The organism is Ramlibacter sp. WS9 (genome assembly GCF_003797765.1).
GTDB lineage: Bacteria > Pseudomonadota > Gammaproteobacteria > Burkholderiales > Burkholderiaceae_C > Ramlibacter.
In genome coordinates this window covers 567714-582972 of the sequence record NZ_RKMB01000002.1, presented here as the reverse complement: position 1 = coordinate 582972, position 15259 = coordinate 567714, and the positions used below count along the sequence as shown (strand labels likewise).

At 66.0% G+C, this 15259-nt stretch carries 15 protein-coding genes; 10 read left to right on the top strand and 5 right to left on the bottom strand.

Annotation, left to right across the window (positions count from 1 at the left end):
- Positions 1 to 43 precede the first annotated feature (43 nt).
- The 10 genes from EEB15_RS05745 to EEB15_RS05700 all read left to right on the top strand — a co-directional run bounded on the left by EEB15_RS05745 (position 44) and on the right by EEB15_RS05700 (position 10161).
- Positions 44 to 1153 carry a BMP family ABC transporter substrate-binding protein gene (locus EEB15_RS05745; RefSeq protein WP_141508551.1) on the top strand — a complete coding sequence of 370 codons (1110 nt, stop codon included), beginning with the start codon at positions 44 to 46 and terminating at the stop codon, positions 1151 to 1153.
- 9 nt (positions 1154 to 1162) lie between these two features.
- Positions 1163 to 2266 carry an ABC transporter permease gene (locus EEB15_RS05740; protein ID WP_141508550.1) on the top strand — a complete coding sequence of 368 codons (1104 nt, stop codon included), beginning with the start codon at positions 1163 to 1165 and terminating at the stop codon, positions 2264 to 2266.
- Positions 2263 to 3183: an ABC transporter permease gene (locus EEB15_RS05735; RefSeq protein WP_141508549.1), complete on the top strand. Its 921-nt coding sequence runs from the start codon at positions 2263 to 2265 to the stop codon at positions 3181 to 3183. The genes EEB15_RS05740 and EEB15_RS05735 overlap by 4 nt, the downstream gene beginning before the upstream one ends.
- 10 nt (positions 3184 to 3193) lie before the next feature.
- Positions 3194 to 4237, top strand: coding sequence for a formamidase (locus tag EEB15_RS05730; protein ID WP_141508548.1), 1044 nt, complete (start codon positions 3194 to 3196; stop codon positions 4235 to 4237).
- An 8-nt stretch (positions 4238 to 4245) separates the two neighbouring features.
- Positions 4246 to 4926, top strand: coding sequence for a cysteine hydrolase family protein (locus tag EEB15_RS05725; protein ID WP_141508547.1), 681 nt, complete (start codon positions 4246 to 4248; stop codon positions 4924 to 4926).
- A complete protein-coding gene (locus EEB15_RS05720) occupies positions 4923 to 6518 on the top strand; it encodes an ABC transporter ATP-binding protein (protein ID WP_141508546.1) in 1596 nt (531 codons plus the stop codon). Before EEB15_RS05725 ends, EEB15_RS05720 begins: the two co-directional genes overlap by 4 nt.
- A 19-nt stretch (positions 6519 to 6537) precedes the next feature.
- Positions 6538 to 7218, top strand: coding sequence for a cysteine hydrolase family protein (locus EEB15_RS05715; protein ID WP_141508545.1), 681 nt, complete (start codon positions 6538 to 6540; stop codon positions 7216 to 7218).
- Between the two features lie 13 nt (positions 7219 to 7231).
- Complete coding sequence (locus tag EEB15_RS05710) at positions 7232 to 7957, top strand: GntR family transcriptional regulator (RefSeq protein WP_141508544.1); 726 nt, start codon at positions 7232 to 7234, stop codon at positions 7955 to 7957.
- A 115-nt stretch (positions 7958 to 8072) separates the two neighbouring features.
- On the top strand, positions 8073 to 8846 hold the full coding sequence (locus EEB15_RS05705; protein ID WP_199236459.1) for an SDR family NAD(P)-dependent oxidoreductase: 774 nt from the start codon (positions 8073 to 8075) through the stop codon (positions 8844 to 8846).
- A gap of 94 nt (positions 8847 to 8940) precedes the next feature.
- Positions 8941 to 10161, top strand: a complete 1221-nt coding sequence (locus EEB15_RS05700; protein WP_141508543.1) for an MFS transporter — start codon at positions 8941 to 8943, stop codon at positions 10159 to 10161.
- A gap of 5 nt (positions 10162 to 10166) precedes the next feature.
- On the opposite strand, the gene EEB15_RS05695 is transcribed toward EEB15_RS05700, so the two are convergent.
- The 5 genes from EEB15_RS05695 to EEB15_RS05675 form a co-directional block, all read right to left on the bottom strand.
- Complete coding sequence (locus EEB15_RS05695) at positions 10167 to 10640, bottom strand: hemerythrin domain-containing protein (protein ID WP_158289995.1); 474 nt, start codon at positions 10638 to 10640, stop codon at positions 10167 to 10169.
- Entirely contained in the window at positions 10624 to 11211 is a 588-nt protein-coding gene (locus EEB15_RS05690; protein WP_141508541.1) for a hemerythrin domain-containing protein, read from the bottom strand. The genes EEB15_RS05695 and EEB15_RS05690 overlap by 17 nt, the downstream gene beginning before the upstream one ends.
- Before the next feature lie 205 nt (positions 11212 to 11416).
- The gene (locus EEB15_RS05685; RefSeq protein WP_141508540.1) at positions 11417 to 11791 is read right to left on the bottom strand and encodes a nuclear transport factor 2 family protein; all 375 of its coding nucleotides are present in this window, start codon (positions 11789 to 11791) and stop codon (positions 11417 to 11419) included.
- A 107-nt stretch (positions 11792 to 11898) separates the two neighbouring features.
- Positions 11899 to 12159: a hypothetical protein gene (locus EEB15_RS05680; protein ID WP_141508539.1), complete on the bottom strand. Its 261-nt coding sequence runs from the start codon at positions 12157 to 12159 to the stop codon at positions 11899 to 11901.
- Positions 12160 to 12210: 51 nt separating this feature from the next.
- Positions 12211 to 15141: a DNA topoisomerase III gene (locus EEB15_RS05675; RefSeq protein WP_141508538.1), complete on the bottom strand. Its 2931-nt coding sequence runs from the start codon at positions 15139 to 15141 to the stop codon at positions 12211 to 12213.
- Between the last annotated feature and the right edge of the window lie 118 nt (positions 15142 to 15259).

Below are 15259 nucleotides of genomic sequence, written 5' to 3'. Positions count from 1 at the left end.
CGTCCCGCAGTACTTCTTCAACTTTCATCCCCCGGAGAGACTCATGAGCTTCAAGTCATTCAACCGCCGCGATTCCCTCAAGACGCTGGCCGCCCTGGGCGCGACCGGTCTTGCCCCGCTGGCGTTCGCGCAAAAGCCCATCACCGTGGGCGTGATCTATGTCGGCCCGCGCGACGACTACGGCTACAACCAGGCCCAGGCCGAAGCGGCGGCCATGCTCAAGAAAATGCCGGGCGTGAAGGTGGTGGAAGAAGAGAACGTGCCCGAGACCGCAGCCGTGCAAAAAACCATGACCGGCATGATCGCGCAGGATGGCGCGTCGCTGGTGTTCCCCACCTCGTTCGGCTACTTCGACCCGCACATGCTGGCCGTGGCCGCCAAATTCCCCGACACGCGCTTCGCCCATTGCGGCGGCATGTGGACCGAGGGCAAGCACCCCAAGAACACCGCCAGCTACTTCGGCTACATCGACGAATGCCAGTACCTGAACGGCGTGATCGCCGGCCACATGAGCAAAAGTGGCAAGCTCGGCTTCATCGCCGCCAAGCCGATCCCGCAGGTGCTGCGCAACATCAATGCCTTCACCATGGGCGCGCGCTCGGTCAAGCCCGGCATCACCACCAACGTGATCTTCACCGGTGACTGGTCGATGCCCGTCAAGGAAGCCGAAGCCACCAACAGCCTGGCCGACCAGGGTGTGGACGTGTTCACCATGCACGTCGATGGGCCGAAGGTGATCGTCGAGACAGCAGCCAAACGCGGCAAGATGGTCTGCGGCTACCACGCCAGCCAGGCCAAGCTGGCGCCCCAGGCCTACCTCACCGGCGCCGAGTGGAACTGGCTCACGGCCTACACCAACTTCATCGAAGCGGCGCGCAGCGGCAAGCCGCACCCCAACTTCGTGCGTGGCGGCCTGAAGGACGGCTTCGTCAAGATGTCGGCCTATGGCCCTGCGGTGACGGACGCGGCCAAGAAGGAGGCCGACGCCACCAAGGCCAAGATGATGGCCGGCTCGTTCGACATCTTCAAGGGACCGTTGAAGGACAACAAAGGCGCGACCACCATCCCCGCCGGCAAGTCGTACAAGCAGACCGACCTTGAGCTGGAGAAGATGAACTACCTGGTCGAGGGCGTGATCGGCTCGGTCGGCTGACGCTCACGCATGCGAACCGCACTCAAAGAAGCCCTGCTGCCTGTCGCGGCCATCGTGGCCGCGCTGCTCGTGTTTGGCGTCTTCGTGTGGTTCGCGGGGGTCAGCCCGCTCGACGTCTGGCTGTTGCTCTTCAAGGGCGCGTTCGGCGACTGGTACTCGTGGCAGAACACGCTGCAGCGCGCAGCGCCGCTCATGCTCACGGCGCTGTGCGTGGCGATCCCCGCGCGGGCGGGGTTGGTGGTCATCGGAGGAGAAGGGGCGCTGGTCCTGGGCGGTCTCGCGTGTGCGGGGCTCGCCCAGGCCCTGCCGCTTCCCAACAACGCGGCCGGCACGGTGATGGTGTGCCTGGCCGGTGCGGCTGCCGGCGCGCTGTGGGTCGCGCTGGCCGGCTGGCTGCGGCAATTCCGCGGCATCAACGAAACGATCAGCAGCCTGCTGCTGGCCTATGTCGCGATCGGCCTGTTCAAGCACTTTGTCGAAGGGCCGCTGCGCGATCCGGCGAGTTTGAACAAGCCTTCGACCCATGCGTTGAAAGACGGCATGCTGATCAGCGGCATCGGTGGTTCCGACGTGCACTGGGGACTGGTGCTGGGCGTCGTCGCCTGCATCGTGGCGGCGCTGTGGCTGCGCTGGACGCCATCGGGATTTTCGGTGCGGGTGGTGGGCGGGAATTTGCGCGCCGCGCAATTGGTGGGGCTGCCGGCGTCGCGATTGATCCTCCTGGCCTGCGCGTTGGGCGGGGCATGCGCAGGCTTGGCCGGCGCGGTGGAAGTGGCGGCCGTGCACACCAGCGCCAACGCCGCGCTGATCGCGGGCTACGGCTATGCCGGCATCCTGGTGGCGTTCATCGCGCGGCAACAACCGCTGGCGGTGATACCGGTCGCGATTCTTTTTGGGGGCTTTGGCGCAGCGGGCAGCTTGTTGCAGCGCAGGCTGGGTTTGCCGGATGCGTCGGTGCTGCTGCTGCAGGGGATAGCCTTCGTGTTCATCCTGGCGAGCGAGGCGTTGAGGGATGTGGACTGGAAGGCCGTGTTTGCGCGGCTCGGGCGCTTCGGCCCGGCCGAACCTTCGCCAATTGTCATTGCCGGCTCGACCCGCAATCCAGGCCTATGACCGCCGACCAACTCCTTATCTTCTTCGCCGGCATCCTCGGCGGCGCATTGCGCGTCGGCGCGCCGTTCCTCTTCGTCAGCCTCGGCGAATGCCTCACCGAAAAATCGGGCCGCATCAACCTGGGCCTGGAAGGCGTGCTGGTGCTCTCGGCCATGTCGGCCTTCGGGGCGTCCTATCTGTCCGGCTCCGCCTGGATCGGTGTGCTCGCGGCCGCGGCCACCGGTGCCCTGCTCGCGACGCTGCACGGCGTGCTGTGTTCGCTGCCTCGCGTCAACGACATCGCGACCGGCATCGCGCTGATGCTGCTCGGCATGGGGCTCGCGTTCTACCTCGGCAAGCCATTGATCCAGCCGCAGGCGCCGCAACTGCCCGCCATCGCGCTGGGCAACTGGAGCGATTCGGCGGCGGTGCGTTCGGCACTGCAAGTCAATGCGCTGGTGCCGATCGGCCTGGCCCTCGCCGTTGCCCTGTGGTGGGCTTTCGCCAACACGCGCGCAGGCTTGTTGGTGCGCATGGCCGGCGATTCGGCTCACGCCACGCGTGCTTTGGGCTATTCGGTGTCGGGCATCCGCATCGCCGCGACAGCCGCGGGCGGCATGATCGCCGGCCTGGGCGGCGCGTCATTGACGCTCTTCTATCCCGGCAGCTGGAACGAGGGCATCTCCAGCGGCCAAGGCCTGATCGCGGTCGCCCTGGTGATCTTCGCGCGCTGGAGCCCGCTGCGCTGTGTCGGCGCGGCGCTGATGTTCGGCGGTGCCGGCGCGATCGGCCCGGCGCTGCAGTCCGTCGGCGTCGGCTGGGGCTACCACCTGTTCAACATCGTGCCCTACGTGCTCACGCTGGTCATCCTGGTGTTGACCTGCAAGCCCGGGGGCAAGGTCGCGGGCAGCCCCGGCGAGCTCGGCGCATCGAACTAGGAGTCATCACATGACCGGACTGGGCGGACTCAACAAATCACCGAACGGCGTCGTGGTGGGCCTCGTGCAGCTGCAACTGCCCGTGGTCCAGACGCCCGCTGACCTGGCCGCGCAGACGCGGCGCATCTGCGAACTGGTGGGCAAAGCGAGGCGCAACCTCTCGGGGATGGACCTGGTTGTGTTTCCGGAATACTCGCTGCATGGCCTGTCGATGGACACGGCGCCCGCGATCATGTGTTCGCTCGACGGCCCGGAAGTCGCCGCCTTCAAGCGTGCTTGCGTGGAGCACAAGATCTGGGGCTGCTTCTCGATCATGGAAGCCAACCCCGGCGGCAACCCTTACAACAGCGGCCTCATCATCGACGACACCGGCGCGATCAAGCTGTACTACCGCAAGCTGCATCCCTGGGTGCCGGTTGAACCGTGGGAGCCGGGCAACCTGGGCGTCCCCGTGTGCGACGGCCCGAACGGCAGCAAGATCAGCCTCATCATCTGCCACGATGGCATGTTCCCCGAGATGGCGCGCGAGGCTGCGTACAAGGGCGCCGAGATCATCATCCGCACCGCCGGCTACACCGCGCCGATCCGCCATGCGTGGAAGATCACCAACCAGGCCAACGCGTTCAGCAACCTCGCCTACACGGCCAACGTGTGCATGTGCGGCAGCGACGGCAGTTTCGATTCGATGGGCGAGGGCATGTTCTGCAACTTCGACGGCAGCGTGTTGGTCGAAGGCGGGGGCCGGCCGGACGAGATCATCACCTGCGAACTGCGGCCCGACCTGGTGCGCGAGGCGCGCAGCGGCTGGGGCGTGGAGAACAACATCTACCAGCTCTACCACCGCGGCTACGTGGCGGTGAAGGGCGGCGCGCAGGATTGCCCCTACACCTACATGCACGACATGGCGGCGGGGCGCTACCAGCTGCCGTGGCGGGTGCAGGTGACCGACGGTACGAGCTGCGGCTTCGATGCGCCGACGAGGCAATACAAGGGGCCCGAGCAACACCCGCTGGTGCCTGATTCGGCCGCAGTCGCCATCAAGAAAGCTGCTTGAGAAGAACCATGGAACGCTTCATCCCCGCCAACCCCTACGCCTGGCCATACAACGGCGACCTCACACCGGCCAACACTGCGCTCGTCGTCATCGACATGCAGACCGACTTCTGTGGCATCGGCGGCTACGTCGACAAGATGGGCTATGACATTTCGCTCACGCGTTCACCGATCGAGCCGCTCAAGAAGCTGATGGCGGGCATGCGCAAGGCGGGCTACCACATCATCCATACGCGGGAAGGCCATCGGCCCGACCTGTCCGACCTGCCCGCCAACAAGCGTTGGCGTTCGCGCCAACTCGGCGCGGGCATCGGCGACGACGGGCCTTGCGGCAAGGTGCTGGTGCGCGGCGAGCCAGGCTGGGAGATCATTCCGGAGCTTGCGCCGCTGCCGGGCGAAGCCATCATCGACAAGCCGGGCAAAGGCTCGTTCTGCGCGACCGACCTGGAGCTGATCCTGCGCACGCGCGGCATCGTCAACCTGGTCCTCACCGGCATCACCACCGACGTCTGCGTGCACACCACCATGCGCGAGGCCAACGACCGCGGCTTCGAATGCCTGGCTGTGTCCGACTGCACCGCCGCCACCGACAAGGGCAACCACGAGGCGGCGCTGAAGATGATCACCATGCAGGGCGGCGTGTTCGGTGCGCACGCGCCGTCGCAAGCCGTCCTCGACGCAATCGCATGAACTCCCCGGCTCTCACGCCGAACGCGGGCGCCATGGCGCTCGAAACCTACGAGCTCACCAAGCGCTTCGGCACGTTCACCGCGCTGGACCACGTGACGATGAAGGTCGCGCCGGGCACGGTGCACGCGCTGCTGGGCGAGAACGGCGCGGGCAAGAGCACGCTGGTCAAGTGCGTCGCCGGTTTTCACCGGCCGGAAGAGGGCGCGGTGATGATCGACGGTCGCGAGCACGACGTCGCCAATCCGGTCGTCGCGCGCATGCTGGGCATCGGCATGGTGTATCAGCACTTCACCTTGGCACCGGGCATGACGGTCGCCGAGAACCTGCTCTTGGCCGGGGGCAAGACGCCCGCACTGATCGACTGGAAAGCCAAGCGCGCGGAGCTGGAGCAGTTTCTTTCTTCGACGCCGTTTCGGCTCGACCTGGACGCACGCCCCTCCGAGCTGGCCGCGGGAGAAAAGCAGAAGCTGGAACTGCTCAAGCAGCTGTACCTGCGCCCGCGCCTGCTGATCCTGGACGAGCCCACTTCGGTGCTCACGCCGCAAGAAGCCGATGAGGTGCTGGGCCACGTGCGCGAGTTCGCGCGCAGCGGGCAGTGCACGGTGTTGATCATCACGCACAAGTTCCGCGAAGTCATGGCGTATGCAGACGACGTGACGGTCTTGCGCCGTGGAAAGGCCGTGCACACCACCGGCGTGCCCTACACGGGGCCGGCACTGCTGGCGCGCCACATGGTGGGCGAGGCCGCCGAGGACGCCATCGCCGAAGAACATCTCTCGCAGGTTCACGCGGTCCGCGCGCCCGTGCCAGATGCGCCAGGCAAGGTCGGTAAGGCTGAGCACGCGGACCAAGCCGCGCTGGAGGTGCGTTCGCTGAAGGTGATGGGCGACCGCGGCACGCTGGCCGTGCGCGATCTCAGCCTCACGGTGCATCCCGGGGAGATCCTCGGTATCGCCGGCGTGTCGGGCAACGGCCAGCGCGAACTGGTGGAAGCCTTGGTGGGCCAGCGCGAGCGCGCGAGCGGCGAAGTCCGCGTGATGGGCCAGCCGTATGCCGCGCGGCGCGAGGAGAACCATCGCCTGAAGGTGCGCAGCCTGCCGGAAGAGCCGCTGCGCAACGCGTGCGTAGGCGAACTCTCCGTCGCGGAAAACATGGCGCTGCGCGACTTCGACCGCGCACCGCTCTGTGCAGGCGGTCGGCTCCGCTTCACGCATTGGCGCAGCCGGGCCCGTGACTGGATCGCCGCTTACGGCATCAAGACGCGGGGCGAGCAGGCGCCGATCCGCAGCCTGTCCGGCGGCAACGTGCAGCGCGCCGTGCTGGCGCGTGAACTCAACGGCGACATCAACGTGCTCATCGCCGCCAACCCGGTGTTCGGCCTGGACTTCGCGGCCGTGAAGGAAATCCACACCCGCATCCTCGGCGTGCGCGCGCGCGCCGGCGCGGTACTGCTGATCAGCGAAGACTTGGATGAGCTGCTGGAGTTGGCTGACCGGATCGTGGTGATGAGCGACGGCCGCATCGTCCACGAGACCACCGCCGCCGATGCGCAGCGCCATGTCCTGGGCGCCCACATGGGCGGCAGCATATGAACCTCGCGAAGGAGTCCGAATGAAACTCGACGCCGCGCCCTTCCCCTACGACTTCACCCTCGCGCATACAGCACTCGTCATCATCGACATGCAGCGCGACTTCGTCGAGCCCGGCGGTTTCGGCGAAAGCCTCGGCAACGACGTCTCGCTACTGCAAGCCATCGTCCCCGCGTGCCAGCGCGTGCTGCATGCCTGGCGCGCAGCCGGCGGCTTGGTGGTGCACACACGCGAATCGCATCGGCCCGATCTCTCCGATTGCCCGCCCGCCAAGCGCGACCGTGGCAATCCCTCGCTGCGCATCGGTGACCCAGGTCCTATGGGCCGCATCCTGGTGGCCGGCGAGCCGGGCAACCAGATCATTCCTGAGCTCGCGCCGCAGCCCGGCGAGATCGTCATCGACAAGCCCGGCAAGGGCGCGTTCTACGCCACGCCGCTCAGTGGCCTGTTGCGCGACGCCAAGGTCACGCACCTGGTTTTCATGGGCGTGACCACCGAGGTCTGCGTGCAGACGTCGATGCGCGAGGCCAACGATCGCGGCTACGACTGCCTGCTGCTGGAAGACTGCACGGAAAGTTACTTCCCGCATTTCAAAGCCAGCGCCGTGGAGATGATGCGTGCGCAAGGCGCCATCGTCGGCTGGACGGCGACGAGCGAGCAGTTGATCGCCGCACTGGCGACGGATGTAACAGGGCAACGCTGATAGAGTCTGCGCCGTGCACACCACCACCCGCCGTCCCCCGCCCGTGACCGAAGCGCCCGCGCACCGCTCGCGCGCCGACGAGGTCTACGCGCAGCTCAAGCGCGACGTGGCGGAGTTCAATCTGGTTCCCGGTGACCGCTTCACCGAGAACGAACTCTCCGAACGCCTGGGCGTTTCGCGCACGCCGGTGCGCCAGGCGCTGTTCCGCCTGCAGCAGGAAGGCTATGTCGAGGTGCTGTTTCGCAGCGGCTGGCGTGTGCTGCCGTTCGACTTCGAGCAGTTCGAACAGCTCTATGACCTGCGCATGGTGCTGGAGACCACTGCCGCGCATCGCCTGTGCGCCGACGACCGGCGGGTGGACCGTGAATTGCTCGACGAGCTGGTGGCGATCTGGCTCGTGCCCGTCGCCGAGCGCAGCAGCGACATGGTGCAGGTGTCGCAGTGGGACGAGGAATTCCACTGCAAGCTGGTCACCGCTGCCGGCAACGCCGAGATGGCCAAGGTGCATCGCGATGTGACCGATCGCATCCGCATCATCCGCCGGCTCGACTTCACCAAGCAGGCGCGCATCGACGCCACCTACGAAGAGCACGCCAAGATATTGAAGGCGATCCAGCGCAAGCGCGGCGACCAGGCCGCGATGCTGCTGCGCGCGCACATCGAGACCAGCCAGGCCGAGGTGCGGAAGATCACGCTGCACCAGGTGCATCTGGCGCGGCAGGGCGGGTTGGCGAAATAGCGTTCGTCATCCCCGCGAAGGCGGGGATCCAGGGCTTCCGCCTGCGCGGGAATGACGGGTGCGTTGCATCTGCGGTAATCTTCGAGCAGCAACTCACCTGCGAAGGACGCCGCGCATGATTTCATTCGACCTGCAGGGACGCACCGCCATCGTCACCGGCGGCTTCAGCGGCCTGGGTGCGCATTTCGCGCAGGTGCTGGCAGAGCACGGCGCCCGCGTCGCGCTGCTTGGCCGCCGCATCGACCTGGGACGCGAAATGGCCTACGCGCTGGGCGCGAAGGTGGACCGCCCCGACGACATCCGCGCGTACGAGACCGACGTCACCGACGCAGCCAGCGTGTCCAACGCGTTCTCGCAGACCATGGCGGACTTGGGGCTGCCCACGATCGTCGTCAACAACGCGGGCACGGTGGCGCGTGGCCAGAGCGCGGAGCTTCCCGAGCAGGACTGGGTCAATGTGATCGACGTCAACCTGTCGGGCGTGTTCCGCGTCGCGCAGGCCGCGGGCCGGATGCTGATCAAGGCCGGCCAGCCGGGCACGATCATCAACATCGCGTCCATCCTGGGCCTGCGCGTGCGGCCGCAGGTGGCGCCTTACACCGCCAGCAAGGCGGCGGTCGTGCAGCTGACCAAGGCGCTGGCGCTCGAGTGGGCCGAGCACGGCATCCGCGTGAATGCGTTGGCGCCCGGCTACTTCGAGACCGACATCAACCGCGACCTGCTGCGCTCGCCGGCCGGCCAGGCGCTGATCGCGCGGGTGCCACAAAAGCGCATGGGCAACTACGCGGACCTGGACGGCGCGCTGATGCTGCTCGCGTCAGACGCGTCTTCGTACATGACCGGCGCGGTGATCCCGGTGGACGGAGGACACCTGGTCAGCAGCTTGTGAAGCGTCTGCAGGTCGGCGCCGGGAACACCAGGTCCGGAAACGGCCAGCGTGAATTCCTGGAGGCAGCACCATTGGAGTTCACAAGAGACTTCCAATGCCGCCCACACTCCCTCGCCCCTTCACCGCCCTGGCTTGGTCCAACCTTGCCGCCCAGTCGGCCGAGCAACTGAGCCTGGCCGCGGTGCCGCTGGTGGCGGTGCTTGTGCTCAACGCGGGACCCGGCGAAATCGGCGCGCTGGCGGCGGTGCAGACGCTGCCCTTTCTTTTGCTCTCGATCCCGCTGGGGCTGCTGGCGGACCGGGTGTCGCGCCGGCGATTGATGGTTTGGGCCGAAGCTTTGCGCGCGCTCTCGCTGCTCGCACTGTTGGCGATGGTGCTGGGCGGGCAACTTTCGTTCGCCGGCCTGGCTGTGCTGGGGTTCCTGGGCGCGGTGGGCACCGTCGGCTTCAGCGTCGCCGCGCCGGCACTGGTGCCCGCGCTGGTGCCGCGCGAGTCGCTGGCGCGTGCCAACGGCCGGCTCGAACTCGCGCGCAGTGCGGCGTACGCGGGCGGTCCCGCACTGGCGGGTGCATTGGTCACGTGGGCCGGGGCATCGGCTGCCTTCGTACTGGCGTCGGTACTCTCGGTGTCGGCGCTCTGCCTGCTGTGGGGATTGGCCGAGCCGGTGCGGGCCGCGGCGGCCCCGCGCCACCCGCTGCTGGAAATCCGCGACGGCGCGCAGTTCGTCTGGCGCCAGCCCTTCCTGCGCCCGATGCTGCTCACCGGCGTGGCCTGGAACATCTCATGGTTCGTGCTGCAAGCGGCGTATGTGCCCTATGCGGTGCGGGCGCTGGGCCTCAGCGCGCAGGCCGTCGGCGTGACGCTGGCGGGCTATGGCGCGGGCATGGTGGTCGGCGCGCTGCTGGCTTCGCGCATCGTCGGCGCCATGCCCTTCGGCCGCGCCATCCAGTTCGGGCCGGCGGTTTCCGTCCTCGCGGCGGCGATGGTCGTGGCCACGCTGCTTGTGCCATCAGGCGCGCTGGTTTTCGCCGCGTTCTTCCTGTTCGGTGCCGGCCCGATCATCTGGACGATCACCTCCACCACGCTGCGCCAGAGCATCACGCCGGGCGCGATGCTGGGCCGCGTGTCGTCGGTGTTCCTGACGGTGAATGCGGGCTCGCGCCCGGTGGGCGCCGCGCTCGGCGGACTTGTCGGCGCGACCTGGGGCGAGGCGGCGTGCCTGTGGCTGGCACTGGCCGGCTTCATCGTGCAGGCGGTGGTGATTCTGGTTTCGGCGTTGAGCGAATTGAGTGTGCTGCCGGAGCCGGCGCACTGAGCCTTCTATTGCTCGTACATGCAGTGGGTTAAAGCTGCATCTGGCACGGACCGGCCGACCAAGTCTTCCGCCAATGGCAGAAATTCGATCTCTTCAAATGCGGCATGGAGCGTATAGGCGGTGACCAGGCGGCGAGCGAGCAACGTACAACGTGCGCTGGCCGCGCCGAAATGGAGGTGTTCGAGTTCTTCCCTGAGTTGGACCCAAACATCTTCGATGGTTTTGTGTTCCGCTGTCATTCGCCGCACCATCGCTTCGATTGCACCAACGCGAGGGGTCCCGCGCGCAGCGGTGAGCACCGACGGGAAGAGCTGCGTCTCCTCAAGTCGATGATGGGGTACGACCACGTCATCGAACATGGCAATGCTGGCTTGCACCGCCGAGGAAACGGCGTCACGCGCGACTTCGCCCCGCGCAAGCTGCGACAGCCGCTCCAGGGCCCCCAAAATGCGCACATGTGATTCAGAGAACTTGTTCATGCTGATCCCCGGGCAGTGCCGTCGTTTCAGAACGTGGCCGCAAGAGATTGGACGTCGTCGGAGTGGGCAACCCGCTGGGAGAGTCGGCAAGAATATTGCGAGCAAGGGGCAGGAACTCGGATTCTTCCAGGAGGACATGACGAGAGTAGTCACGGAGCAAGCGGGTGAGCAGTGCTTCATCTATCTGCACAACAGGCACTTCAGCGAGTGCTCGAAGCCCCGGGGCGACCCTGGCCCACAATTGCTCCACGTTTCTGTGCTCGGCGGCCAGCTGGAGCGTCAATGACTGGACTTGCTCCCTCTCGGCATCGTTGCGAACTCCGAGAAGAACGGCAGCAAACAGAACCTTCTCTTCGGTTGCGTGGTGGGGCAGCATCTCATCCTCGATCTTTGCGAGGGCGGATGCAGCCACGCACTGCGCTTGTTGAAGCTGCGCGAATAGCGACGGCAGCCCCGCAAGCAACATGAGCTCCGTCAGGAACGCATCGTGCGGCTGGCTCAGCAATTGCAACTGGGCTTCGCAGATCCTGTGGGCAACCTCATTTGGGTAGTTCAGTAGAGTGTGGTCCATATCTTCCTCCCCGGACGACTGATGAATCTCGGACTGTTGAATCTAGCTGTGCAGCGCGACTTTCAATTGACATAGGTCAAATGGTCGGACATTCAGACTCGGCTGAGCGAAACTTTTGAGAGCTATTGCCGGGCGGAAGGTGCAAAGCCGCATCACGCCGCGATGCGTGCCAGCTCTTGCTGCTGCTATATCGCGAAAGCGCCCCTCAGGCCGGCGCGCGCACGAACTGCTTCGGGTCGTAGAAGAACTGCTCCTGCGCGATCTTCTGGCCTTCCCAGCGCTGGTAGGCCAGCTCCTCGATGCGGCCCGTCGTGCCGTCTTTCCAGGTGAAGACGAAGATCCAGCGGATGACGACATGGTCGCCGTTCACGAACACCGGACGCACACAGGTCGAGTGCACCGACGCCGCGCGCGCGAGGGCCGCCGCTTCATGCGCGACGAGAGTGTCGCGGCCAACGCGCGGCGCCCCCATGTTTTCCTGCATCGAGGCGTGCTCGGCGTAGAACTCCTGGATGGCCTCGACATGGGCATTGCTTTCCACGCGGGCGATGAAATGTTCGAGGGTGTCGGGAGAAGGCATGGGCTAGTGGATAGATGCTGCTGAGGACGCCATGATGCCGCGAATGCCGTCCGCTTGCTCGGTCGGTCCAACGTGACGAGGTGGGCCTGCGTCGCGCCGAGTAATCATTAAACGCCTTGCCGTTCCCGCAGGCGATCAATCAGCTCATTGGTGACCAGGGCGCCGCGCGCGGGCAGCGGATGAATGCCATACGCCGCAAGCGGTCCCGGAACGGGCGGAGGCTGTGTGGGGGCCGGCTCTCTTGCTTCTTGTGCCAGCGTCCGGCGCGCCAAAGCGCTGATGACGCTGCCGAGAGACTTCCCTTCCAGCCGGGCGACTTCCGCCACGGCAAGAAGCACGTCATGCTCGATGTCCAATGTGGTCCGCATGCCGTGATGCTGACGTATCACGTGCCAAACAGCAAGCGACAACCACCCAACTCAACCGTTGCTCAAGTGAGGTCCCACGACCTTAGCGAGCTCGAACATCGTCACCTGCGGCTTGCCGAAAACCGGCAGCAGCTTGGCGTCGGCATTGATCGAGCGCTTGTCCTTGGCGTCCTGCAGGCCGTTGGCCTTGATGTAGTCCCACAGCTTCTTGATCACCTCGGTGCGCGCGAAGGGCCCGCCGCCGATGACGGCAGCGAGCGCAGCGCTAGGGGCCAAGGTGCCGGTCTTCGGTGCCCTGGGTGCGGCCGCCTTTTTCGCGGGCGCGGCCTTCTTGGCCGGCGCTTTCTTGGCGGCGGCCTTTGCGGGCGCGCCGTACTTCGCTGCCGGCTCCTTCGCGGTGGGCGCCTTGCCCGCGGCCGTCTTGCGCGGCGGGAATTTGCTCGCGCGCGGTTCGAACTCGAAGGTCACCTTGCCCTCGTCCTTGTTCCACGCCAGGAAGGCCTTGAACGCGCGGCGCGTGCGCATCGAGACGAACTTGTCGAGCAAATCGGTCTTGCCGGTGGCGAGCAGCTTTTGCATCTGCTCGCGCTCCACCGGCTGCTGCAGGATGACCTGGCCGGTCTTGAAGTCGCAGCTCGGCGTGGCCTGCGCGGCGGTGGGCACCGACTTCTCGCAGACGTAGTTCTTGCCGAATTCGAACACCCGTGCGCCGCATTTCGGGCAGGGGCCCAGCGACTGCTGGCTGCTGAAGTCGATGATCTCGCCGGTCTCGGCCGGGTCCTGCTCGTTGCCGAAGTCGAACTCCAGCTTCCAGTTCTTCTCTTCCTCGTTGTACTTGAGGATGATCTCCGAGGTGAAGGGCCAGCCGGCCTTGGAGCGGAAGCCTTCGAGCGGGCCCACCTTCTTGTCGCGCAGCAGCGTTTCCACTTCCTCGATCTCGAAGGTGCGGCCGGCCGGCGTCTTGCCGAACGAGAATCCACAAGCATCCGTACCGGCGCCCGACTTGCCGGTGCAGGTGAAACGGCGATAGTTTTCGCGGACGATGCCGCCGCAGTTGGGGCAGGGCGTGGTCAGCGTCGTGTAGTCACCGGGCACCGTGTCGCGGTCGTACTCCTTGGCCTTCTTGACGATGTGCTTCGTCATCTCGCCGATTTCGCGCATGAAGGCTTCGCGCGAGAGCTTGCCGTGCTCCATCTGCGCGAGCTTGTATTCCCACTCGCCGGTGAGCTCGGGCTTGGAGAGTTCTTCCACGCCCAGGCCGCGCAACAGCGTCATCAGCTGGAACGCCTTGGCCGTGGGAATGAGCTCGCGCCCTTCGCGGAACATGTACTTCTCGTTGATCAGGCCTTCGATGGTCGCGGCGCGCGTTGCCGGCGTCCCCAAACCCTTCTCCTGCATGGCCTCGCGCAATTCGTCGTCATCCACCAGCTTGCCCGCGCCTTCCATCGCGCCGAGCAGCGTCGCTTCCGAATAGCGCGCGGGCGGTCGCGTCTTGAGGCCCTTGGGCTCGACCACTTCGGCGCGCACCATCTCGCCGGGCTTCACCGCGACCAGCGTCTTGTCGTTCTCATCGCCTTCCTCGGCGACTTCCTTGCCCCAGATGGCCAGCCAGCCCGGCTTCACCAGCACCTTCCCGACGGTGCGGAAGCTGTGGCCCACGGCCTGCGAGATGCGCGTGGTCACCATGAACTCGGCGCTCGGGAAGAACACCGACAGGAAACGCTTGACCACGAGGTCGTAAAGCCTCTGCTCGGCATCGGACAGGCCGCTAGGCGCCTGCAGCGTCGGGATGATGGCAAAGTGGTCGCTGACCTTGGCGTTGTCGAAGATCCGCTTGATCGGCTTGACGTAGCTGCCCTCGATGGCCTGCTTGGCGAACGGGGCCAGGTGCTTCATGCCGCTGTCCTTGAGCATGCCCATGGTGTCCTTGACCACCGCCAGGTAGTCCTCGGGCAGGTGCCGCGAATCGGTTCGCGGGTAGGTCAAAGCCTTGTGCCGCTCGTACAGGCTCTGCGCCAGCGCCAGCGTGGTCTTGGCCGAGAAGCCGAAGCGGCCGTTGGCTTCCCGCTGCAAGGACGTGAGGTCGAACAGGGCCGGAGAAGCCTGGGTGGTCGGCGTCGATTCCTCGGTGACCGTGGCGGCCTTGCCGCGCACCGCGTCGGCGATGGCCTGCGCTTCCTTTTGCGACCAGACCCGGTCGGCCTTGATTTCGGCGTCGTCGGGGTTCTTCTTCCACTTCGGGTCGATCCACTTCGCCTGGTACTCGCCGGCTTCAGCCAGGAAGGTGGCGTGGATTTCCCAGTAGTCGCGGCTGATGAATTTGCGGATCTGCTCTTCGCGCTCCACCACCACGGCCAGCGTCGGCGTCTGCACCCGGCCGACGGTGGTGAGGAAGAAGCCGCCGTCGCGCGAGTTGAAGGCGGTCATTGCCCGCGTTCCGTTGATGCCGACCAGCCAGTCCGCCTCGGAGCGCGAGCGCGCCGCGTCGGCCAGGCCCGCCATCTGCTTGTCGCTGCGCAGGCTGTCGAAGCCGTCGCGGATGGCTTGCGGCGTCATGGATTGCAGCCACAGGCGCTTGACCGGCTTGGCGAGCGGCTTGGCGCCACCGGCGTATTGCTCGATCAGCCGGAAGATCAGCTCGCCCTCGCGGCCCGCGTCGCAGGCGTTCACCAGGTCGCTCACATCCTTGCGCTTGGCCAGCTTCACCACGGCGTTCAGGCGCGTCTTGGTCTTGTCCACCGGCTTCAGGTCGAAGTACGGCGGGATCACCGGCAGGTGGGCAAAGCTCCACTTGCCGCGTTTCACGTCGAACTCTTCCGGCGCCTGGATCTCGACCAGGTGGCCCACCGCGCTGGTCACGACGTATTTCTCGCTCTCGAAATACTCGTCGTGCTTGTCGAACTTGCCCGCGACGGGCGTGAGCGCCCGCACGATGTCCTGCGCCACCGACGGCTTCTCGGCAATCACCAAAGTCTTAGTCATCTGGCTCATCAATCCTGTAGTTTCCCTGCCCTTCGGTCACGGCGACCTCCGGCGTCCTTACAATCGGCGCTTCCCGCGCGCATACGCGCACGCGCGCACGTGTGCATATTTAAATTAA

Bases quoted from the DNA above. Each gene is read 5' to 3' on its own strand.
- EEB15_RS05745 (WP_141508551.1), top strand. From the start codon at position 44: ATGAGCTTCAAGTCATTCAACCGCCGCGATTCCCTCAAGACGCTGGCC.
- EEB15_RS05740 (WP_141508550.1), top strand. From the start codon at position 1,163: ATGCGAACCGCACTCAAAGAAGCCCTGCTGCCTGTCGCGGCCATCGTG.
- EEB15_RS05735 (WP_141508549.1), top strand. From the start codon at position 2,263: ATGACCGCCGACCAACTCCTTATCTTCTTCGCCGGCATCCTCGGCGGC.
- EEB15_RS05730 (WP_141508548.1), top strand. From the start codon at position 3,194: ATGACCGGACTGGGCGGACTCAACAAATCACCGAACGGCGTCGTGGTG.
- EEB15_RS05725 (WP_141508547.1), top strand. From the start codon at position 4,246: ATGGAACGCTTCATCCCCGCCAACCCCTACGCCTGGCCATACAACGGC.
- EEB15_RS05720 (WP_141508546.1), top strand. From the start codon at position 4,923: ATGAACTCCCCGGCTCTCACGCCGAACGCGGGCGCCATGGCGCTCGAA.
- EEB15_RS05715 (WP_141508545.1), top strand. From the start codon at position 6,538: ATGAAACTCGACGCCGCGCCCTTCCCCTACGACTTCACCCTCGCGCAT.
- EEB15_RS05705 (WP_199236459.1), top strand. From the start codon at position 8,073: ATGATTTCATTCGACCTGCAGGGACGCACCGCCATCGTCACCGGCGGC.
- EEB15_RS05700 (WP_141508543.1), top strand. From the start codon at position 8,941: ATGCCGCCCACACTCCCTCGCCCCTTCACCGCCCTGGCTTGGTCCAAC.
- EEB15_RS05695 (WP_158289995.1), bottom strand. From the start codon at position 10,640: ATGAACAAGTTCTCTGAATCACATGTGCGCATTTTGGGGGCCCTGGAG.
- EEB15_RS05690 (WP_141508541.1), bottom strand. From the start codon at position 11,211: ATGGACCACACTCTACTGAACTACCCAAATGAGGTTGCCCACAGGATC.
- EEB15_RS05685 (WP_141508540.1), bottom strand. From the start codon at position 11,791: ATGCCTTCTCCCGACACCCTCGAACATTTCATCGCCCGCGTGGAAAGC.
- EEB15_RS05680 (WP_141508539.1), bottom strand. From the start codon at position 12,159: ATGCGGACCACATTGGACATCGAGCATGACGTGCTTCTTGCCGTGGCG.
- EEB15_RS05675 (WP_141508538.1), bottom strand. From the start codon at position 15,141: ATGACTAAGACTTTGGTGATTGCCGAGAAGCCGTCGGTGGCGCAGGAC.